Here is a 22,142-nt window from a genome sequence, read left to right as displayed (position 1 = left end):
CGACGCCATCAAGTTTGCGTTGCTCCACGAGGTGACCTTCGCGGACCAGCCCCTGCCAGGGGGTGCTCCGCACCGTTTTCGCCTGGAGCAGAGCTACCCGAATCCCTGCAATGCCCAGGCAATAATTGCGTATGAGCTCGACCGTGAGGGGCGCGTGGAGCTGCGCGTCTACAATGCCGCCGGGCAGCAGGTGGCGGTGCTCGTAGAAGGCACGCTGCCTGCAGGACGCCATGAGGTGCATTGGGCGGTGAACGATTTGCCGTCCGGGGTCTATTTCTACCGCCTCAAGACCGAGCGCCAAGCCCTGACCGGCAAACTCGCCGTCGTGCGCTGAAGGTTCCGGAGAGTGTCATCTCAGAAAAGTAAGCAAAGAGGTTTAGACACCATGCAAGCAAGGCCCTCGAAGAGGCTCCTCTCGCTGGATGCTTTCCGTGGCCTCACGATCATCTTCATGACTTTGGTGAACAACCCAGGGAGCTGGCGGTACGTGCTCCCTCCGCTCCGTCATGCCGAATGGCACGGCTGCACGCCCACCGACCTTGTGTTTCCTTTCTTCCTGTTCATCATGGGCGTTGCCATGGCCTTTTCTTTTGCGAGAAGATTGGAAGCTGCCGGCAAGAAGGCTCCCCTCTATCTGCAGGTCGTGAAGAGGACGGCGCTCCTCTTGCTTCTTGGGTGGTTTTTGAACCTGTTTCCAGAGTTTGATTTCGCCCACATGCGCCTGCCTGGCGTGTTGCAGCGGATCGGGCTGTGCTACTTTTTTGCGTCGTTGCTGGTGCTGCACCTCGGCAGGCGTGGGCAGGTGGTGAGCCTCGTGCTGCTCCTGGTGGGATACTGGGCCATTATGGCACTGGTGCCCTTTCCCGGGCGGGGAGCCGATCCCTGGGCGTTGGGCAGCAACTTGGCGCAGTACGTGGACAACTTGCTCCTCAAGGGGCACATGTGGAAGCCGGACTTTGACCCGGAGGGTTTTCTGAGCACGTTGCCCGCTATTGCCAGCACCCTGTTGGGTTACCTGACCGGGCAGTGGTTGCGCGGCGAACGGGCGGCATTGGAAAAGGCCACGGGCATGTTCGTTTCGGCCAATCTCCTCCTGGTGGCGGCGCTCATCTGGGAAACCTGGATGCCCCTGAACAAGCAGTTGTGGACGAGCAGCTACGTTCTCTACACCACGGGGCTGGCGCTGCACTTTCTTGCCATGAGCTACTGGGCCATCGACATCAAGGGGTGGCGGCGCGGAGTGCAGCCGCTGATCGTATACGGCAGCAACGCCATCCTGGCCTACTTTGGCTCTTCGCTCTTGGCCAAATGGCTCTACTACTGGCAGTTCACCATGGCCGATGGCAGCCGGCAATCGGTGAAAGGCTTGATCTACAACAAGGTGCTGGTACCGGTGGCCGGCAACTGGGGCGGATCCTTGCTTTACCCGCTCCTGCACATTCTCCTGTGGCTGGGCATATTGACCGTCCTCTATCGCAAGAGGATCTTTATCAAATTGTGAAGCGGTGACGTGTGTTGAGAAGGTGAGGAAACTGACATGAGGCGTCTGTGGGTTGTTTTGAGTCTGCTGCTCGTGACCTGGAGCCAGGTGAGCGGTGGGGTCAGAGTGGTGGGCAAAGCGGTCAAGCTGGTGGGAGGTGACGGCAACTTTTTCATGAACCCGGTTTGGTCACCGGACGGCCAGATGATCGCTTTCACCGGGGAGCGGTACGAGGGGCTATGGGTGATGAAGGCCGATGGCAGCGGCGTGCGGGAATTGACCGCTGAGCCGGCCGCAGGCTATGGGTTCGAGTGGTCGGCCGATTCTCGGGCGATTCTGGCGCGCGTGGCACAGTATCGTGGTCCCTTCCGCTACAACGCAGCCAAGGTCTTTCGCGTCGACACCGGCGAGGCTACCCTCTTGACCGAGTACCGCACCTCTATGCCCGAGCTGCCGCACTGGGCAGATGGGGACACCAAGGTGGTGATCGTCGGGACGAAGGAAGTGGAGGTGGTGGACTCGGGAAAGCACGCGGCGGAGATGGCCAAGGTCTCTGCCCGCTACTTCTGCTACCAGAAGGGGGGCGCAATTGTGGTGGCTGGCCCAGGTGGCAAACCCTTAGCCACCCTTGATCCCCTGCCGGGCGAGCAATACCTCAACGAGGTTGTCTCCCCCGATGGGCGGCGCGTGGCCTTCGAAGTCCTGGGCGGCGACCTCTATGTGGTGAACACCGACGGAACCGGCCTCGTGGACTTGGGGCGTGGGAACAGACCGCAGTGGGCGCCGGACAGCTACCACCTGGTGTACATGATCGCCGAGGATGACGGTCATCAGTTCACTTCTTCGGACATCTACTGCATCGCAGCCGACGGCTCAGGAAAGATGGCGCTCACCGCGACGCCCGATCGGCTGGAGATGAACCCTTGCTGGTCGCCGGACGGGAGCAAGATAGCATTCGATACCATGGACGAGGGGGCGATCTATGTGCTCCGCGTCGAGATCGCAGACACCGGCAAGATGCGCATTGAGCAGTGAGTCGGCTTGCGAAGGAACAACGGAGACAGGACATAGATGCAGATGAACATGAAGAAAACGTGCTTGGGCAGGCTTGTGCTTCTGGCGGGTCTGTTCCTGCCGGCGTTTGGGCTGGCGCAAGTGACCGGGTTGGCTGGCTGGAACATTTTCCTCGACCCCGGCCACAGCCAGAAGGAGAACATGGGGGTGTACGGCTACTCTGAGGCGGAGCGCAACTTGCGCGTCGGCTTGCGCCTGCGCGAGATGCTGCTCAACGAGACGGACATCGACACGGTCTACATCTCGCGCACCAACGACCAGCAGCAGGTGTCGCTGACCCAACGCACCGATTTTGCCAACCGCGTCGGTGCTGCCTGGTTTCACTCCATCCACAGCGATGCTGGCGACCCTTCGGCCAACAGCACGTTGCTCCTGTGGGGCCAATACTACAACGGCCAGGAGAAGTACCCGCCCGGCGGCAAGGCGATGTCGGATATCATGGTCGTGCTTCTGACACGCGGGATGCGCACGACCACCAGGGGCTCCATCGGCGATTGCAGCTTCTACACCTGGTCGGACTTTTGTCGGACTTCCGGTGGGCCATACCTGCACGTGAACCGCGAGACGACCATGCCCTCCGAGCTGAGCGAGGCCGGTTTCCACACCAATCCGCGGCAGAACCAGCTCTTTATGAATGCCGACTGGAAGCGGCTGGAGGCGCGTACCTTCTTCTGGTCTATCTTGCGCTTCCACCGCCTGCCGCGACCGGCACCGGGAATCTGCACCGGGATCGTCTACGATGCGGAGACAGGCGTCCCGCTCAACGGCGCCAGGGTCACCGTGGGTGGCTCCACCTACGTGACCGATACCTACGAGTCGCTATTCCACCTCTACTCCACCGATCCGCAGCAGCTGCACAACGGCTTCTACTACATCGAAGGGTTGGGTACGGGCAGCACTGAGCTAAGCGTCGAGGCTGACAACTACATCCCCGTGCAAATGCGCGTCACTCTGTCTGACACCTTTTTTACCTTCGTGGATGTGGGACTGTACAGCACCGTGCCGCCGGTGGTCAAGAGTACCTACCCGGCGAATGGCGATACGGCTTTTCCCGCCTGGGCAGACATGTCCATCACCTTCAGCAGGCCCATGGATCAGCAGTCGGTGGAAGCAGCCTTTGCGCTGCAGCCCCCAGCCGCCGTTTCGTTCTCCTGGTCTTCTGACGGCACGCGTCTCACCGTAAAGACGGATACCCTGCTCTTCACCACCGACTATGTGCTGAGCATCGCCGGCACGGCGCGCAGCATTCATGGGTACTTGCTGGACGGCAATGGTGACGGCGTGGGCGGCGACGATTTCGTCGTCCACTTCCGCACCAGCCGTGCGGACATCACTCCCCCAAAGCTGGTCAAGATTTACCCGAAGCAGAACGCCACCAATGTTGAGCTTGATCCCATCATCAGCGCATGGTACGACGAAAAGCTGGACACCACGGTGGACTTTGCCGCGCTTTTCAAAGTGGAGCGCTTCCTAGACCATACCTACGTCCCCGGTAAGCTGAAGCACTATCTGGTGAACAAGCAGAGCGTGTTGACGTTCTTCCCAGATGGCCCATTGTACCCACGGGAGACGTATGTCACGAGGATCTTCGCTGGCCTGCGGGACTATTTTGGCAACGTGGTCATCAATAACCGCTCCTACAGCTTCGTCACCACAGGCACGTCCCTGCAGACCACGCGCATCGACGATTTTGAGGCGGGCCTGGGCAACTGGTGGGCGCCGCAACAAAGTGGCAGCACCACAGGCATTGTGACCGAGCAAACGAACAGACAGGCGGAGCAGGAGGTGGTGAACCTCCTCACGGGAAGCACTACCGCTATGAGGGTGAACTATGCCTGGGACGTAGGTGCCTCCTCCTGGCTCATCCGGGTGTACCTGTCCGGAGGCGCGCCGAAAAATGTACGCTTTGATAGCTCCTACCTGTTGCAGGTCTACGTGTTCGGCGACGGGAGCGGCACCTTGTTCCGTTTTTGCGTGGACGACCGCGTGCCCGACTACCAGGCCGCCAACCACGAGGTGAGCCCATGGTACACTATCGACTGGGTGGGGTGGCGATTGGTGACCTGGGACATGTCGCGCGATGGCACGGGGACCTGGCTGGGCGACGGCAACTTGGACGGGACCCTTGGCTTCGACAGCATCCAGCTCTCTTACCATCCCGGAAGCGCAGCGCAGGGCACGCTGGTCTTTGACGACCTACGCATCGCCCGGGCCGCTCAGGTCGCCGTGGAGGCACCTGCAGCCAGTGTGCCGACGAGGCTTCGCCTTTCCCAGGGCTACCCAAATCCGTTCAACGCCCTGGTGACGCTCCACTACGAAGTGCCTGAGGGCGTGCACCATGTGCAGTTAGCCCTTTACGATGCATTGGGACGGAAGGTCAAGACCGTGGTGGACCGGCCGCAAACCGGGGGCGCCTACCGCGTGCAGTGGGATGGAACCGATGATCTGGGACAGAGCGTGGCAAGTGGCGTCTACGTTTGTCGCTTGACCACAGACGAGGGGAGCGCGAGCGTTCAGCTCGTCCTTACGCGCTAAGGGGGAACTGCAGCACGAACGATTTTTCATGCGGGAGGCCTCATGAAACGGCTGTGTAGTTTGCTGTTGAGTATGATCCTCGCCCAGAACCTACTCGCCGGTGGCAATAGGGAATTCCGTGCCACCTGGGTGATTACCTGGGAGCACATCAGTCCGTCGCTCACTGCTGAGCAGAACAAGGCAAACGTGCGGGCCATCCTGGACCGGCACAAGGCGGCAAACATGAATGCGGTCTTGTGGCAATGTCGGCAAAGCGGGACGGCCTACTACAACTCCTCGTTCGAGCCATGGGGCTACTACGCCGGCTACCAGCATCCCGGCTACGATCCTTTGGCCTATGCCATCGAAGAGGCGCACAAGCGGGGCATGGAGTTGCATGCCTGGTTCAACGTGTTTCAGGTCTCCTCCACCTATCCCGGTGCCCCGGCGGTCCTCCACCCGGAGTGGATTTGTCGCGATCGGGACGGCAACCCCATGACCAGCAATATTGCCTTTTCCCCGGGTCTGGAGGCTGTGCGGGCGTACACCATTGCCGTGGCGATGGAAATCGTCCGCAAGTACGATATCGATGGCCTGCACCTTGACTACGTGCGCTGGAACGAGTACAGCAACTCCAAGCTCTCCAAGAAGCTGGCCAAGATGGCCGAGCAACAACAGTTGCTGGACGGCATGATCCCGCTGGAGCAACTCCAGGACCTGCAAGAGAACGCCGCCGGCCGCTACCTCTTCGACATTGAACACCCGTACAGTGCCGGCGTGCCTGCTGGCTTTGCCTCATGGGAGGACTGGTGGCGGTGGTCGGTGACTGAATTCGTGCGGGTGTTGCACGACTCCATCCAAGCGGTAAAGCCGTGGGTCAGACTGTCGCCGGCAGCATTGGGCAAGTACAACTGGTCCAGCTGGCAGGGCTACGGAACCGTATACCAGGATGCGGCGCTTTGGTTCAATGAAGGCTATGTGGAGCAGCTCACCCCCATGCACTACCACTGGCTCACGCCTGACGGGTTCTACGCCATGCTTGTGGGCCCGAGCGAGTCCTGGGGGCCCTGGATCCAGAAAGGCATTGCCGAGGGGCGACTGTTCACTGTCGGGCCGGGGTCGTACCAATTCGCCGACGAAAAGGTGTGGTACCGTCATCCTGCGGTCGTGGAGATTTGCCGTACCGTCCCGTGGGTGGACGGGTTCCAATTCTTCAGCTACGGCAGCTGGCAGGCCTACCAGTACTGGGACGAAGCCGGGCAAACCTTTTTCGAGCGCAAGACCAAGGTGCGCTCCGGCTGGTCCCCGCACGCCGATCCGCCCGAGGCCCCGAGCATCGCCATCCGCAAATTAGATTCGCTGCGCTACGAGCTGACGGTTACCCCGCCGCCATCGCTCAGTACACCGCACCGCTATGCCATCTACCGCTCCGAGGACGACGTCATCGACCTTGAGCAGGACCGCATCGTGGATATTCATTTCGGCACGACGCCATACACCGTGGTGGAAGAGTTCCTGGGCACGCAGGACTACAATGGCGCGTATCGCTACGCGGCAACAGTGCTGGATCGCTACTGGAACGAGTCTGCGCCGTCCAACGTGGTGGTCACCGATCCAATCCCTTCTTTTGCACCGGTTGTGGTAGCTACTAGCCCGGCGGAAGGTGACACGGTCCCGGTGAACGCTGCGATCTCTTTCACCTTTTCCAAAACAATGGACAAGAGCAGTGTTGAGGCAGCGCTTAGTCTTGACCCACCCATTGAAGTGGCGAGGAGCACCTGGCTTGATGGGAAGGTGCTGCAGGTTTTGCCCGCGCGCCTGCAGTTTGCTACTCCGTACACTGTGACGGTGGGAGCCAGCGCTACGGACATCAACGGTCGCCACTTGGACGGTAATGGCGATGGGGTGGAAGGGGATCCATTCGTCCTGCGCTTTACCACGCGCCAGATTGATGATGTCGGGCCGCGCATCCTGGTGACGTATCCTGCGTTCCCAGTCGGCCAGCCCATGGACGTGGATGACGTGATTACGCTGGTATTCGATGAGCTCATCAAGCCGGAAAGCATGACGGATACGACTGTCAGTGTCACGAGTGCTGCTGGGGCGGCCAATGTCGAGGCTCTGGCTACGGCAACGGCCGACCGCTCCCTGGTCTGCGTTAGGGCATGGGAGCCCCTCACGCCGGACACCGAGTACGCGGTACACGTGCGCAACACGATTCAGGACACAACCGGCAACCAGATGGAAGAGGACTTTAGCTGGGGCTTTCGTACTTCGGTGGCGCATTATGTGGAGAGCCGCATGATCGACGACTTTTCCGCTGCGGGCAACTGGGAGCAGCCCAGCTACAGCGGCTCCACCTCCGGAATCGTCGTGGCTAACTCGACCTTTGGCATCAACAGCGCCGTGTACCTGCCCGCTTCGGCCACGCGGCCGGTATCAAAGCGCTCGGCTTTCCTGACGTACGAATGGATGGAGACACCGCCGCCACAAGGTTATCTCCTGCGGGAGTACCTGAAGACCGGACCGCCGCGCGACGTGGTGTTCGATACCACTTACACGCTCCAAGTCTATCTCTACGGCGATGCGAGCGGCAACAAGTTTCGTTTCTGCCTGGATGAAGGGACGGGCACCGATTGGCCTTATCACGAGGTCTCCAACTGGGTGACCATCGACTGGTACGGCTGGCGCTTGGTAGAATGGTGCCTGAGCGACCCCGGGAGTGTGGGTAGTTGGATCGGTGACGGCATCATGAACGGCAAGGCGTACCGCATCGATAGCTTCCAGCTAACGCGGGGCGAGTCCGGGGCCATCAAGGGGCGGCTTTTCTTCGATAACTTGCGCATAGTGAAAAAGTCAACGGAGCCGCTGAGTGTGGAACCGAATGGCAGTGGGGTGCCGCTTGCCTTCATGCTGCATCCGGCATACCCGAATCCGTTCAACCCCGTGGCGACCATCCCGTTCGACATTGCCAGCACCGGCGGCGTCCGACTGGTGGTGTACGACATGCTGGGCCGGGAAGTGGCGACCCTAGTGGACCAGACGTTGGCCCCAGGCCGCTATCGGGTGCAGTTCGATGCTCGCGGGCTGCCGTCCGGCACGTACTTTTGTCGCCTCGTGTCCCACGGTCAGGCGATGACCAGGAAGTTGGTTCTGGCCCGATGAGCCGTTTCTGCGCGGATAGGAGAAGCCCGTGCCTGGGCGGCTGCAGCGGGCGGCAGTGCCGCGCACCAAGAGGGTCGGGTAGCGAGGTTTAGGACAGGGACCGGAAGGAGGAGGCTGCTGCTGATGGGGCGAGTGTATGTTTTGGCAGTTGTGGCGGGTATTCTCATGCTATTGGGGCTCGCCGGTTGTGCTGCCTTGCTGCCTGCAAGGAAGCCCGCGCTCAGCAACCAGGAGTTGGAGGTGGCCGCACGTCTGGGCATGAGCGCCGAGCAGTTGCTCCGCATGCAAAGGACGCCTCTCTATCGCTTCTCCGAGCGGGAAGTTGACCTCTACCTTCGCTACCTGCGCGAGGTGGAGCCAGACCTGCGCCTTCGCGTGCAGCACTTGGCACGGAAGATGGTTGGCCAGCCCTACCAGATTTTCCTTCTGGGCGAGTTCCCTTTTGAGATCTACGATCCTGATCCGCTTTTTAGCCTGCGCAAGAGCGACTGCCTTGTTTTCGCCGAGCACATGTACGCCATGGCCCTGGCCCACGACTGGCCGAGCTTCATGGCGCTCCTGCAGCGGATCCGCTACAAGGACGGCCGCATCGGTATGCTCACCAGAAATCACTACACCGAAGCCGACTGGTAGGTGAACAACTCCTGGCTAGTGCAAGACCTCACCGCTGAGCTGGTGGGAGACCGTGCGGTGCCCGTGGCCTCAGTGATCGACCGCGCGCGCTTCTTTCGGCGGTTCGGCATCGGCCAGGAGATACCGCCCCAGGAGCTCAGCTGGTCCTACATTCCCTATGAGCTTCTGCCCGAATTCATCGACCGGCTTCAGCCTGGTGACTTTGTCAACATTGTGCGCGGCAACCAGGATGGCCTCTACGTGGGGCATGTGGGGCTCATCACCCGCAGCGAAGACGGCACGGTCAATCTGCTGCACTCCACGCATCCGCGGGTGGTAGAGGAGCCTCTCATGGGGTTGTACAGGGACGCGCCGAAATTGCGCGCCACCAGGGAGAAGGAGAACCAGCGCATTGCGGCCCGCAACCGCAAGATCCAGGAGCACAACGAGCGCGTTCGGCGGACCGGCAAAGGAAAGGAGAAGCCGCTCCTTCCTCTCAAGCCCTACTTCTACGGCTTTCGCTTTTATCGTCTCAGGACAGATGCGCTTGACGAGTTGCGCCGCCTGGACGGTCCAGAGGCCCCGCGCGTGCAGTTTGTGCCACATGCAAGCCTTTGAGCCGCTCTGCGGGGCCAATGGCGGCACGAACGCAGCAAGAGGTATTTGACCCGGGTAACTCCAACCAAGCTGGTTCCTTCTGACTCAAGCTGTAAATCTTGCGAGGGGGCACGCTGCCCATTTGACAGGACACTGGCGAGGCGGAATCGCAGAGAGGGCGGATCAGGGAGAATGACGATGCGAAGAGTTGGTTTGTTCGTCTCCATTCTTGTGCTCCTTGCCGGCACAATTGAAAGTGGAGTTGGGCAACCAAAGACCTACCCCAAGCGCCTCAAGCGTTCGGAGAGCTTTCTGGGCATCCACTTTGATTTTCACGCCGGGGACGATTGCAATGAAATCGGCAGACATGTTAGTCGGGAGATGGTCGAGTACATCATCGACACGGTCAAGCCCGACTATGTGCAGTGTGACTGCAAGGGTCATCCCGGTGTTTCCAGCTATCTGACCAAAGTCGGCCATCAGGCCCCGGGGTTTGTTCTCGACCCCCTGCGCATTTGGCGGGAGGTGACTGCCGAACGGGGCGTGGCGCTCTACGTGCACTACTCCGGGGTGTGGGACGAGAAGGCTGTGCAGTCTCATCCCGATTGGGCATGCGTGAATGAAAAGGGCGAGGTGAGCCGGCAAAAGACCTCGGTGTTTGGACCCTATGTGGACCAGCTCCTCATCCCACAGCTCAAAGAGTTGGCCGACGAGTATGGCATCGATGGGGTTTGGGTGGACGGCGACTGCTGGGCAGTTGAACCCGACTACTCGCCCCGCGCGCTGGAGGCGTTCAAGGCAAAGACGGGGATTGCGGAGCCACCCAAGTCGCCCGAGGATCCGCACTGGTTTGAGTTCTTGGAATTTCAGCGCGCTGGTTATCGGGACTACCTGAACCACTACGTCACTGAGCTCCACGCCCATCGCCCAGAGTTCCAGATTGCCAGCAACTGGTCGTTCACCTCGTTCATGCCCGAGCCGGTGACTGTGCCTGTTGACTTTATTTCCGGCGACTACTTGTGGCGGAACAGCGTCAATTCGGCGCGCTTCGAGGGGCGGGTGATGGCGCAGCAGGGCAAGCCATGGGACCTGATGGCCTGGAGCTTCACCTGGACGGACCAGCTCTACAGCACCAAGTCGGTGCCGCAACTGCAGCAGGAAGCAGCGATTGTCCTGGCACTGGGCGGAGGATTCCAGGCCTATTTTCCGCAGAAGCGCGACGGTTCGATCCGCCGGTGGCAGATGCGCGTGATGGCCGAAGTGGCGAAATTCTGTCGTGCGCGCCAGGCGCTTTGCCACAAAGCCGAACCCGTGCCGCAGATCGGCTTGATCCTTTCCACAGCCGCATTTTATCGCCAGAGCCCCAAGCCGTTTGCCGGGTGGACTGAGGAGGTGAGCGGCATCAAAGGCATCCTTCAGTGTTTGTTGGACGGCCAGAACGTGGTTGACGTTGTCATGGAGCATCACTTGCGCGAGCGTGCGCGGCAGTACCCGTTGCTCATCTACCCGGAATGGAGTTACATCGATCCAGAGTTCAAGGCATTCCTCCTGGAATACGTCGCCAGCGGCGGGAGGCTGCTGGTCATTGGGCCCAGGGCTGCTAGGCTATTTGAAAAGGAGCTGGGGGTCACATTTCAGGGTGAGCCCCAGAGGCGCGTGAATGGACTGGCGTACGGCGGATTTCTGGCGGGCATTAACGCCGAGTATCAGCCGGTGGAACTGAGCTCGGGGGTTCGCCCATTGGGTGAAATCTACGAGAACAACGACTTTTTCGGAGAGCCGGCCATCGCGGCCTCGATTGCCTCTTACGGGCGTGGACAAATCGCCGCGGTCTACCTGAACCTTGGCGAGCGATACATGAACTTGGCCACGACAGTCAGCCGCGATTTTCTCAGCGCCTTGGTGCGTGAGCTCTTCCCAGCACCGCTCGTGGAAGTCACCGGTTCGCACGACGTGGATGTGACCGTCAATCGCAAGGAAGGCAGGTTGTTGATCAATTTGGTCAACACCGCCGGCTCTCACTCCGATAGCAGAGTGAGTGTGTTCGATCAGATTCCGCCCGTGGGGCCACTGACAGTGCGCCTCAGGCAGAGTGCCAGGCCGAAAGTGGTGCGCCTGATGCCGGCCGGCAAGAAGTTGCAGTACCACTTCCGGGACGGCCAGGTTACGCTGACCGTGCCGAAGGTTGACATTCACGAAGTGGTGGTGGTGGAGTGACCGAAGGGCCCTGTACGGCTGTCTTCCTGACCGAGACCCCAAGGGCTACCAGGCTGGCCGGCTGAGCCGAGGGAGGGCGCTCCTCGCTGAAGATAAGGGATGCAGGCCGGCGAACTCGCTGCGTGGTCAACTTCTCGACGTCTTCGGGCAGGCCCGTCCATGTTCTTTGAGGCATGTGGGGATGGATGAGTTGTGAGCCCCTCAGGGGCATCTTGTCAGGGATAGCGGGTGGCAAGAAAGGTGGGGAGGGGGCGTGAGGCATCTCGCTTTGCAGGAACTGGTACGGAGTGACGCTGCACCTATTGGGGTGGGGTAGGCGGCCATAGGGACGGAGGAAGTGGCAGGGCAGCCGGTAGATACCGGTTTCGCCCAAACGGTCACCCTCGGAGGTGGTGAGCTCGATGGTGGAGAGTTCCTGTTCGACGCGCCTGTGGAAATTCTCCACCAAGCCGTTGAAGTGTGGGGTGGCCACCGGGATGGGGTGATGGGTGAGGCCTTAGCCTTCTTTCGCGAGGCGCACAAAAGGGACTGGCCTTGGCCTCTGCGGAGCCGCGGAATCTGTTGCCCCAGTCACTTTGGGGGGAGGCTCCCTTGAACGGGATGGCATGGCGTCGGAGATATGCGAGCACGCAACCGGCAAATTGCGTGGAGTTTTCTATCGGCAGCTCACAGGAAAGCTCGCGAAAGGGCACCGGTGGCGATAGGGCGCATCGCGTACTGAGGAAGCAGGTGGTCAGCGACGAAGGGCTAAAGCGGCGCCATATGATTCAAGTGCTGGACGTCGATCTGGAAGCGGCAGACGAGTTGCGGACGCGGGTCAGCCGGATTCTTGGAGTCTTTGCGGCGCTCGGTATGGGATCCGTGGCTTATGGGTGGTCCTCCCTTGCTCACGTGCCGGTCGAGTAAACCTCTGGCAGACATGCGGGGAGATCTTTCAGCTGTCGGAGCAAGAGGTGGAGGATGGCCTCGGGGTAAGAAGATTCGAACCGGACCTATCCAATGCTAGCGGACTAAGACAGAGCAATGGCGAGTGCTTGCCTGAGCTGTTCACGGGGCGGCAAAAAAGCCCTTGATTTTCGGCAAAATTGTTGTATATTAGTAACCGAAATCGCGGGGTGGAGCAGTCTGGTAGCTCGTTGGGCTCATAACCCAAAGGTCGGTGGTTCAAATCCACCCCCCGCTACTATCAAAGGCAGCTCGTCGGGCTGCCTTTGCTTTCTCTGCCCGCAGGCACCTTTCCTGCGGCCGCAGAGAAAAATGTGAAGAAAGTGCTTGCATTCTTCGCGGATTGTTGTTACATTTGACCACAATTGTTGGTACACCGAAGTACTGTATGTCAGCCCTCTGTTGTACGCGCAGTAGTGCCGCGGGGGAGGAGGCGAGGGCGCGGCGAACGGGTGGGCGAGGTGCTCTCGCGGTCCGCCGAGCGTTCCGAACAGAGCTGCAACACTCCGGTTGTACTGGTCCGTCTCACCGTTTTGAAAGGATTTTGCAGCATGGAACAGGGAGTGGTAAAGTGGTTCAATGAGGCCAAGGGGTACGGGTTCATCACCCGCGATTCGGGTGGCGATGTGTTCGTACATTACCGCCAGATCGAGGGCGAAGGATTTCGCAAGCTGAGCGAAGGCCAGCGCGTGCAATTCGACATCATGGAGACCCCGAAGGGCCTGCAGGCCACGAACGTCTCGGTCATCTGACCGCGACAGGATCCCGCACACCCCGACGTCGCTGGCGTCGGGGTTTTTTTTGCACTGTTTTCGCCGGTACATGAGGCAAGCTGAAGGATGACACCGCAAGAAACACCCCTGGCGTACCTGTCTCCACCCTACCGCATCACTACTTGGGAGGAGCTCCAGGCAGCGCTGGTGACCCCTCCCCCCGGATTCAACCCGAAGGATATGCGACGCCTGGCAAACCTGGCCCGGGGTTTAACGGTAACGGCCCCGCCTGCCTTGGCGGTGCTTCACCCGAGAATCCGCCTCAAGGCTTATCAACTCCGTACTACTGAGCTCGTGCGCATCCCGCGCATGCAGGTCAAGACGACTGCCGCGCTTGCTCTGGAGCAGAATAGCGCCGATTTTGCCCCCTACCATGCCTCTCTTGAGCGCATTGTCGGTGCCCGGGAATTGGGTTCCTTCGTCGCCAATCTACTCGGATGCGAGGAAGGAGCGGCGCTTTTCTCCGATGAGGTGCGAGCTAAGCTCAGCGCCTACCTCGATCCGCACCGGCGCCACCTCCTCGTACGCGCCTTTGCCACTCACCTGCGCACACTGTGCAAGCACCTTATCGAAGGTGGGACGCACGATGCGCAGAGGATAGCGGCGTTCCGCACCCTCCTGCTGGCGTACACGGCATTTGGGCTCGGCAACGAGGATGTGCTGGATGCGGTGCGGCAAGGGCTGGCAGAGGGTAAAGAGTCGTTTGCCTTCCAGAATGCCGTGGCCGAACTCCTCTTTTGCCGCGTGCCGCGGATGCTCTACTCACGTCTCCTCCGGCCCCAGGTGCCCATCGAGAGCTTTGTGCGCCGTCTTGAAAAAGTCGAACTCACCGTCTATCAGCGGAACGCCCTAACCTCGATGGTGCGCCGCGCAGTTGAGCCGGAAAACATTGCGCGGAGGTTGGGGGCTGCAGAGCGCGCGGTACGCGTCTTCCGTATTGACGAGGGCGAAAAGACGCGTCTCCTAGGGATGTTGCGCAACCTGCGCACCGAGCTCACCAGAGCCCGGCAGCTCTACGAGCAGCTTGTCCTTGAAAAGAATCTTGTGCAGCTGAGCAAGGTCTACCGGCCCCAATCTTATGGTACGAAGGTGCACTTCACGACGGAGATAAGACGTGTTTTGTATCGCAAGGACTTTTTGGACCTCTATCCGACCAAGGATTACCTTGACCTGTTAAAGGGTCATATTTCCAGCGACTGCACCTCGGAGGCAAACCTGGCGCGGCGACATCTGGCCGAGCCAAGATTTTTTAACATGCGCTTCTTCCGAGGCCGCGCATGGATCGGCAATGTGTACTGCCTCGACTTTGGGGATGTGGCGCGAGCCTTGGTCATTGACCGTATCCAAATCCCACGTTCTAACAACGCCCTCTATCTGCAATTCTTCCCTTTGCTGGCAAGGGCCCTCAGACGTTCGTTGCGGCGGAGTACCTATCGCTATGTTCTGGTGTCCAGCAACGTCAGCAATAACGACCACATCAGAAGGCTCCTTACGGCATATGTTCGCGCAACCCACCCCGCGCGAGTGGAACTGCCTGCGCCGGCAGGCTTGGCGGGGAGCTTCGAGTGCTTCAGGAACGGCAGGTCCCGCTTTTACGTGCTCGTCGACGTGTCCAAGAAAGATCCCTCTTGAGCGGGTGGTGCGGCGTGCTCGTCAGAAAAACTTGTGGCATTTCTCGGCAGAGAGTCGTAAGTTTAAGACAGTCACGCGTCTTGCAGAGAAGGCTCAACGGTCTCTCGATGCGAAGCGAAAAGGAGGAAAGGCTCATGGCATCACTGCTGGAAGGTTTGAAGCCGACGGCACTGTGGCGGCACTTTGACGAGATCCGCAAGATTCCCCACTGTTCAGGCAATGAAAAGGCGCTCGGAGACTATGTGCTGGCAGTGGCGGCAAGGCATGGTCTGGCGGCAGAGAGGGATGAGGTGGGAAACATCGTCGTGCGCAAGCCGGCATCGCCCGGGCACGAGCGGGCGGAGACGGTCATTCTGCAGGGCCACTTGGACATGGTCTGCGAGAAGAACTCCGACGTGGCCCATGATTTTCGGCGCGACGCCATCGAGCTCCAGCTCGTCGACGGCTGGGTGACCGCCAAAGGGACAACCCTCGGGTCGGACAATGGCATCGGTGTCGCCGCGGCGTTAGCAGTCATGGAAGATCGTTCCCTTGTCCATGGCCCGTTGGAGTTTCTCTTCACGGTTGACGAGGAGACCGGCCTGACCGGGGCGCGGCACATCAAACCCGGCTTTCTCAAGGGCAAGAAGTACCTGAATCTCGACAGCGAGGAAGAGGGGGTTTACACCATCGGGTGCGCCGGCGGGGCAGACTCGGTGCTCAAGCTGCCGGTCAGCTATGTGCCGGCTCCCGAAGGAGAGGCGCTCAAGGTCCACGTCAGCGGCCTGCGTGGGGGGCACTCGGGCTTGGACATCAACACGGGTCGAGCGAACGCGCTGAAGGTGTTGACGCGCCTGTTGTGGCGAGCGGACGGGGCATACGAATACCTCGCAGCCGACTGCGGGGGCGGCAACAAGCGCAATGCCATCGCCCGCGAGGCCTGGGCGGACGTCCTGGTCGGCAGGCACAGTGTCGAGGATTTCACGACGCGCGTCAACCGCCTGGCCGAGGCGATCAAGTTTGAGTTCCGCACTGTTGAACCGGGTCTGCAGGTGAAGATCGAAAAGCTGCCAAAGGCGCCGGCGCGAGTCTTGGACGGTGCCTCTTGGCAGCGACTGCTCAACTCGCTGTATGTGCTACCGCACGGCGTGCTGGCCATGAGTAGGGAGATTGCCGGGTTGGTGGAGACCTCCAACAATGTGGCCACCTTAGCCTGCAACGAAACGCACGCCATCATCCAGATGAGCAGTCGCAGCTCGGTCATGTCGGCGCTGGAGGCCGTACGCAACCGCCTCAAAGCCTTTGCCGAACTGGTAGGGGCGGAGATTGAGCAGCCCGGCGGCTACCCCAGTTGGACGCCCAACCTGCAATCTCCTTTGCTGGCGGTGATGCAGGAGGTGCATCGCCAGGTGTTCGGCAAGGAGGCCGAAGTGATGGCCGTGCACGCCGGCCTGGAGTGCGGCATCATCGGCGAAAAGTTCCCAGGCATGGACATGATCTCGCTGGGTCCTACCATCCAGCACCCGCATTCGCCTGAGGAACGCGTCAACGTCGCCTCCGTCGAAAGTTTCTGGAAGCTTCTGACGGCTGCCTTGGCGCGCCTTGCCAAGGCATAACTGAAGCTGGTGGTGCCCCATGGCACGTGTGGGTCGCGAGCTTCTGGTGCAGGCCAAGGCTTTTCTGTGCTGGGACCGTCTTCCTGAGCTTGCGGTGCAGCTTGTGGAAGTAGACGGCCCGGTTTCCTACTTTTTCGCCCCGCACGCAGAGCGGGCAGCGGTGGTGCTGTTTGTAGCAGGAAAAGAAGACCATAGCGAAGAGCTGTATCTGCTCTTTCACGAGGTGGGCCATTACCTGCAATATCGCGAGTTCGCGGGGCAAGGTCAAGTTGCCAAGTACTGGCGCTTGGTGGACCTGCCGCTGGGGGAAGAAAGGCTGGCATTTGAGAGAGACGCTTGGGCGCGAGGGCGCGAGCTCTTGCAAGACTTTGTGCGCACCTGCGTACCCCAGCGGCCGGAGTTGCTGGCCGGCTTTGAGGCCTGCGCCCGGGAAAAGGTAGCTTCGTACGGCCTGGGCAAGAGCTGTACGCGGAGTTGAGAGTGCTGGTCCGCAGGCATGGACAGACGGACGCCTCGGCCAGGTCCCCCAGGTGCAGTGCTCGGACAGGGGAAAGAGGCGCGGGACTCCAGTCTGTCCGGATCGCTCAGCGTTTCTCGGTGAACCGAATGATGTGGCCGTCGGGGTCCACGATCTCAAAGTAGCGCCCCAGCCGCGATTCGCGCGGCGTGGTCAGGACAGGTGCGTCTTTCTTGGTGCGGAGTTCGCCGTAGGCGCTATCCACATTGGCCACGCTGAAGCCGAAGGCGAAGCCATGTTTCACCGGACGTTCGTCGGCGAGCTCCGGGCGCTCCAGCTCTATGCACAGCTCGATGCCACCGAGGGTGAGGATGCACAGGTCTGGCTCGCGCAACTTGACGCGCGCGCCCAGCACGTTCCGATAGAAAGCGACAGAGTCTTCTATCGATCTCACCGCCAGCAGGATGCGGTCCAAAGAGTCGGGCATGGCCGTTTCCTCCTTTCGTGAGTGAGGGTCATGCCGGCGCATGGACGACCTGGGCTCCCAGCCTCTCTCGAGACCCAGGGTGCGCCCTCGTGCCAAGAAGGGTTCAGCGAGACGTTGCTGCGCGCGACCTTGTTTCTATTGTAAGAACTTTGCGCGTCAAAGTCAAGCTTTTTCTCGCTGCGAAGAGCGGCGTTCGCCAAGCGTGTGCCTCGTTGGCGCCCGAGCACATGGGGAGCCCCGCGGTTGGCTACGGGGCAGAGGGTTGGCGCCCAGCAGCGGTGCAGATCTCTTTTTGTCGCGGGCAAGAAGCGGCTACGACCACAGCTGAGTTCCGCCGCACGGTGCACTTGAGGGATCGTCGGGCGTTGGCCAGGGCGCGGGGAATCTGCTGCAGCAGGGGGCACAGTGCGCGCTTTTCGCACAACGCCTGCGGAGGGTGGTCTTGGGCGAATGGGATCCGCTCCAGGAGCTTTGGAACGCTAACCAGGAGGAAAGTCTATGCAGAGAACGGCAAGAAGGTGGGCGGGCGCTACGTGCTTTTTTGCAGGGATGGCCTTGGTTCTGGCCTCCTGCGGGGAGGCCCCCGAGGCCAACTTGGCCGCCAAAGCGGCGGAAGTAGACAGCGTGTGGGTAAAGGGGCTCAAAGTGTCGCGCAACTACGACAGCCTGCGCACGGTGCAGATGGACCTGGCCAGGCGCTACACGGAGCGCGTACGGCTGGCACGGGTGAAGGGCGAAGACCTCCTGGCACTGGGATCGCTCTACCAGGTGCTGGGTGATTACGGCAAGGAGCAACAGGCGCTGGAAAAATATCTGACCGTCCGCGGGCAGAAAGACAGCCTTGCCGCAGTGCGCCTGTTGCAGAGTTACCTCTTTGCCGACAGCCTCCACAAGGCGGAAGCATTCGCCGAAGAGAAGATGGCCGCGCTCGGCGTGCAACCCGACTTTGGACAGTGCCTTGGCTTGGCCTACGGGTTCTTTGACGGAGGAGACCTGGAGAAGGCGGAGCTCTGGGTGGACCGGGCCATCGAGAAGGCCCCCGAACAGCAGCGCTATTCGGCAGTCAGCTTCAAGGCAGAAATTGCCGCGGCCCGCGACGAGCTGCCTCGCGCTGTGAGCCTGCTGAATGAGGAAATGAAGGCAGCCAAGGACGAGGGGGCGAAGAGCTATTTGCGCGCCACGCTGACAAGGCTGCAACTGGTGGGCCGACCCGCGCCGGCCTTCGCCGCCAGCGAATGGATAGATGGCCAGCCTACTACCTTGGCGGCCCTGCGCGGCAAGGTGGTGCTGCTCGACTTTTGGGCGCCGTGGTGCGGACCGTGTCGCGCCACCTTCCCCCACCTCAAGAAGTGGTACGCCGAGTTCCACGACAAGGGACTGCAGATTGTTGGCCTCACCAAGTACTACGGCCGGTTCAACCAGTTAGGGCAGAATCTTAGCGGGTTGTCGCCCCAGGAAGAGTTGGAGTGGATAAAGAAGTTCAAGCTCCACCACGAGATCCCCTTCCCCTACGCAGTGGCAAACGACCAGCAGGCAAAGCGCAACTTTGACGCCTACGGGGTAAAAGGCATCCCCACTGTCGCGGTCATCGACCAAAAAGGGGTGGTGCAGCTCATTGTGGTCGGCTCAGGTGAGCATCAGGCCCAAATGATCGAGGCGAAGCTCAGAGAGCTGCTCAAGGTGTGAGCACATACGCTCGGGGCGCTCTGTCCCTCTCTGTACAGAGCGCCCGAACCACATCTGGTGTAAGAGCCCTAGGAGCGCTGCGAGGGAATGACCCGCCTGCTGTCCGGCGGGGTTCCCCTTACCATCCTGTCTGTGCCCGCCATGGTTCAAGGACAAATGTGTCCTTGAATAAGCCCATAGCCCGAATCTGGTAGCTCCGATAAGCCGGGTCGCTCTCGGCCAAGGCAAAGCAACTGGAGCTGTAGCCCGACGAGTAACGGTTGTAGGCGCCGACTATCTTGTTGAGGAGGCTCGGTCCATTGTCCGGGTTGCTGCGCGCCTCCAAGTAGCAAAAATAGAAGTGCATGAAGCCGTAGTAGAGCGTGCTGGAGATGGAGCAGTAGCCCTTGCTGTCGAAAAAGTTCTTGTTCAACAGCACCTTCTCGTCAAACGAAGATCGTGCCAGTTGCGTGATCCCCCAGTCATCCAACTTGTTGTATGAGCCGCCGCTCACGATTACAAAGAACCAGTCCTTGTAGCGAAGGTAGTGTTGCCATTTGCTCTCCTGCCAGGCCAGGGCTTTGAGGGCGCGCAGGAAGAGTTCCCGCTCCGTCCCCTGCAGCGCTTCCCCGAAGTCGGCAAGCAATCTGGTGCCAATGTTGGTGATCAGCGTATCCACGGCGCGGTAATAGGCGCCACGCCGCTCTGGGTCCTGCCATTGCTCGGGAGTGAGGGCAAAGTCCAGTTCGATCATCCCCTTGCACTCGCCGGTAATGTCGGCCCAGGAGGTGCCGCGGTCAGCCCGGACTTCTGGCCGCAGTTGCCAGCGGTCAAAGAGGTCAAACACCCGCATTTTGGTGCCGATGCCTTCCTCTTCAAGGCTTGACGTCGGAGGGGCGAGCTCATCGTCGCGGGGCGAGCCGGAAAAGTCGCGCAGCCAGCGGCTTGCCGGTTCGTTGAGCCAGGGAGCCGGCGCTGCCCGCGTGGTGGTCACCACATCAGGATGAGGCGCAGGACGTGAGGCAGGCTCACCTCGGTGCGCGGCACAATGCAGGGAACCAAACGCCAGCAGCATGGCGGTGGGCACGGCAACGCGCCTGGCGGCGCGGATAAGTTCCTTCCCTTCTCGTCTCAACATCGCCTCCTTGGTCAGAGTCACTTGGCCTGAGCGTCGTTTATCCGGTCCGGCGATTGCGATTGAGCCCTGGCAAAGGCCAGGGCTCGTCTGGGGTCGAGTCAACGGGAGCTAAGCTCAGTAACTCATACCGAACGTGAAAAGGTGCACACTGCTGAACAGGCCAAAGTCCTGAAACGCATAGTCCATGCGCATAGTGGAGTTGCCGACCTTCTGCCGTACCCCAATGCCCGCCGTCAACCCGCGCTCGTCATAGTTGCCCATGTACCCTGCCCGCACCATGAGCATCTCGTGGAACGTGTACTCGGCGCCCACTTTGAGCTTCTCCTTGAAATCACGCGGGTGCCGCGACTCAAAACCCAAGACGAGGTCATGCTCGTTGAGCTCGGGGAGGAGGAACGACAGCGGCTTGACGTTCAGAGCAAAGCTCACTGCGAACGGCAAGGGGAACTTTTCGCTCTCATAGCGGATTTCGCGGGAGACGTTTTGAATGACGGCGCCAAAGCGGATACCGTGATAGGCAAAGTCATAGACCGCGCCTACGTCCACCGCCGGCTCACCGTGCGCGTAGGACTTTTGGGCGATCCGCAAGTTGGGGTCATCCACATCGGAGCCAGCAGTGGCCACCCAGGCGTCGCCCAAGTCCTGGTAGGCGTACTTGAGGTGCACGCCATAGGAGAAGCGGTCGCTCACCCGTTGGGCGAAGGAAAGGCCGACTGCCCAGGCTGATGGCGAGAATACGCCGGTATCGATGAACCCTTGCTCGTTATCGGCCCGTCGTGTGCCGTAGAAATCCCCATAGTCCATCATGATTGCGTCCACGCACAGTGTGCCCAGGCGGGAAAGCTGCAGCGCCGCTGCCGCCGAGGTGTGATTGATGTCGGCAATCCCCTTGGTGTAGTTGAGTGCCACATCCCACCGGCCGTCAATCCAGGCCAAGCCGGCAGGGTTCCAAAACACGGCGTTGGCACTGCGGGCAGCCGCTACGCCCAGGCACCCGCGCCCGACGGCCTCGGCAGAGATGGGATTCTCCAGAAACCGGAACCCCACCTGGCCTTTCTTGATGATCTGGCCTTGGAGGGGTAACGCCGCGCACAGCGTCACCGCCATCGTCAGCAACACCAATCTGCTCTTCATGGTGTTCTCCTCACTCTTGCCGCAAGAGGCTGCCAGGTTAACGCACCAGCACGAACTTGACAAACTGGTCGGGGAGCTGGCGGCCATCGACGTCTTCTGCCTCAGTGACCGCAAGGATGTAGATCCCACTGGTCACGTACTGATTGGCGTCCGTCCGCTGGTCCCACACTTCCTGGTCGGTGCCGAAATGGTCGATGCTTGTGATTTGGTCTCCCGTTTCGGTGAACACGCGCAGCTTGCACTTGTACGGCAGTTGCGTGAACAGGATGCGGTCGGCGGTGCCAGGGAAGCCCAGGCCACCTGCCTTGATCGTTGCCGGGTTAGGCACCACGCGCACGCGCTCGGTGGTGGCCAGACCGGCCTTGAAGGGGATGGCAGGCATGGCCGAGCGATTGGCAAAACGCGAGCTCTCCAGCTTCTGCCCTGGGAAGAGGCCATCGCGATTCTGGGTGCCGTTATCCACTGCGGTCACCGCGTAGTAGTAGCTCACGCCGCGCGTGACGTCGTTGTCGATGTAGGTGGTCTCATTGCGGTTGGTGGTCTCGTAGATGAGCTGCCAGCGCTCGCCGCTGTAGGCGTCCTGTGGATCACCCACGAAGGATGCCCCTTTCTTGCGGTAGACGCGCCAAGCATACCAGTCGTCCACGCCCGTGTCTG

General features: G+C 60.7%; 17 protein-coding genes and 1 tRNA gene. 14 read left to right on the top strand and 4 right to left on the bottom strand.

Annotation, left to right across the window (positions count from 1 at the left end):
• From H5U38_05470 to H5U38_05410, 13 genes are all read left to right on the top strand, one after another.
• A partial coding sequence (locus H5U38_05470) for a T9SS type A sorting domain-containing protein (GenBank protein ID MBC7186464.1) occupies nucleotides 1–334 on the top strand: 334 nt, incomplete at its 5' end.
• Nucleotides 335–385: 51 nt separating this feature from the next.
• Entirely contained in the window at nucleotides 386–1,501 is a 1,116-nt protein-coding gene (locus tag H5U38_05465) for a DUF5009 domain-containing protein (protein MBC7186463.1), read from the top strand.
• Between the two features lie 36 nt (nucleotides 1,502–1,537).
• Nucleotides 1,538–2,515, top strand: a complete 978-nt coding sequence (locus tag H5U38_05460; protein ID MBC7186462.1) for a PD40 domain-containing protein — start codon at nucleotides 1,538–1,540, stop codon at nucleotides 2,513–2,515.
• Between the two features lie 42 nt (nucleotides 2,516–2,557).
• Nucleotides 2,558–5,089 (top strand): Ig-like domain-containing protein, encoded by a 2,532-nt coding sequence (locus H5U38_05455; GenBank protein MBC7186461.1) that lies wholly within the window; start codon nucleotides 2,558–2,560, stop codon nucleotides 5,087–5,089.
• 42 nt (nucleotides 5,090–5,131) lie between these two features.
• A complete protein-coding gene (locus tag H5U38_05450; protein MBC7186460.1) occupies nucleotides 5,132–8,233 on the top strand; it encodes a family 10 glycosylhydrolase in 3,102 nt (1,033 codons plus the stop codon).
• 123 nt (nucleotides 8,234–8,356) lie between these two features.
• Complete coding sequence (locus H5U38_05445) at nucleotides 8,357–8,866, top strand: DUF1460 domain-containing protein (protein ID MBC7186459.1); 510 nt, start codon at nucleotides 8,357–8,359, stop codon at nucleotides 8,864–8,866.
• Complete coding sequence (locus H5U38_05440) at nucleotides 8,867–9,463, top strand: DUF1460 domain-containing protein (GenBank protein ID MBC7186458.1); 597 nt, start codon at nucleotides 8,867–8,869, stop codon at nucleotides 9,461–9,463. It begins immediately after the preceding gene.
• A 177-nt stretch (nucleotides 9,464–9,640) separates the two neighbouring features.
• Complete coding sequence (locus tag H5U38_05435; GenBank protein MBC7186457.1) at nucleotides 9,641–11,659, top strand: hypothetical protein; 2,019 nt, start codon at nucleotides 9,641–9,643, stop codon at nucleotides 11,657–11,659.
• Nucleotides 11,660–12,768: 1,109 nt separating this feature from the next.
• Nucleotides 12,769–12,842, top strand: a tRNA-Met gene (locus H5U38_05430).
• Between the two features lie 313 nt (nucleotides 12,843–13,155).
• Entirely contained in the window at nucleotides 13,156–13,356 is a 201-nt protein-coding gene (locus tag H5U38_05425) for a cold-shock protein (GenBank protein ID MBC7186456.1), read from the top strand.
• An 87-nt stretch (nucleotides 13,357–13,443) separates the two neighbouring features.
• Nucleotides 13,444–15,009 (top strand): hypothetical protein, encoded by a 1,566-nt coding sequence (locus tag H5U38_05420; GenBank protein ID MBC7186455.1) that lies wholly within the window; start codon nucleotides 13,444–13,446, stop codon nucleotides 15,007–15,009.
• A 134-nt stretch (nucleotides 15,010–15,143) separates the two neighbouring features.
• Nucleotides 15,144–16,604: an aminoacyl-histidine dipeptidase gene (locus tag H5U38_05415; protein MBC7186454.1), complete on the top strand. Its 1,461-nt coding sequence runs from the start codon at nucleotides 15,144–15,146 to the stop codon at nucleotides 16,602–16,604.
• A gap of 19 nt (nucleotides 16,605–16,623) precedes the next feature.
• Complete coding sequence (locus tag H5U38_05410) at nucleotides 16,624–17,082, top strand: hypothetical protein (protein MBC7186453.1); 459 nt, start codon at nucleotides 16,624–16,626, stop codon at nucleotides 17,080–17,082.
• Nucleotides 17,083–17,188: 106 nt separating this feature from the next.
• On the opposite strand, the gene H5U38_05405 is transcribed toward H5U38_05410, so the two are convergent.
• The gene (locus tag H5U38_05405; protein ID MBC7186452.1) at nucleotides 17,189–17,548 is read right to left on the bottom strand and encodes a VOC family protein; all 360 of its coding nucleotides are present in this window, start codon (nucleotides 17,546–17,548) and stop codon (nucleotides 17,189–17,191) included.
• Nucleotides 17,549–18,046: 498 nt separating this feature from the next.
• On the opposite strand from H5U38_05405, the gene H5U38_05400 reads away from it, so the two are divergent.
• Nucleotides 18,047–19,234, top strand: a complete 1,188-nt coding sequence (locus H5U38_05400; GenBank protein MBC7186451.1) for a redoxin domain-containing protein — start codon at nucleotides 18,047–18,049, stop codon at nucleotides 19,232–19,234.
• A 118-nt stretch (nucleotides 19,235–19,352) separates the two neighbouring features.
• Here the strand turns inward: H5U38_05400 and H5U38_05395 are convergent, their stop codons facing one another.
• The 3 genes from H5U38_05395 to H5U38_05385 all read right to left on the bottom strand — a co-directional run.
• Complete coding sequence (locus tag H5U38_05395) at nucleotides 19,353–20,351, bottom strand: hypothetical protein (protein MBC7186450.1); 999 nt, start codon at nucleotides 20,349–20,351, stop codon at nucleotides 19,353–19,355.
• A 114-nt stretch (nucleotides 20,352–20,465) separates the two neighbouring features.
• Nucleotides 20,466–21,485 (bottom strand): PorV/PorQ family protein, encoded by a 1,020-nt coding sequence (locus H5U38_05390; GenBank protein ID MBC7186449.1) that lies wholly within the window; start codon nucleotides 21,483–21,485, stop codon nucleotides 20,466–20,468.
• Nucleotides 21,486–21,522: 37 nt separating this feature from the next.
• Nucleotides 21,523–22,142: hypothetical protein (locus H5U38_05385; protein MBC7186448.1), on the bottom strand; the 620-nt coding region annotated here is incomplete at its 5' end.

It is taken from the genome of Calditrichota bacterium (genome assembly GCA_014359355.1).
Classification (GTDB): Bacteria; Zhuqueibacterota; Zhuqueibacteria; order JANLFK01; family Oleimicrobiaceae; genus Oleimicrobium.
Note: the sequence above shows the minus strand (reverse complement) of the source record. Positions and strands in the feature narration are given on the sequence as shown.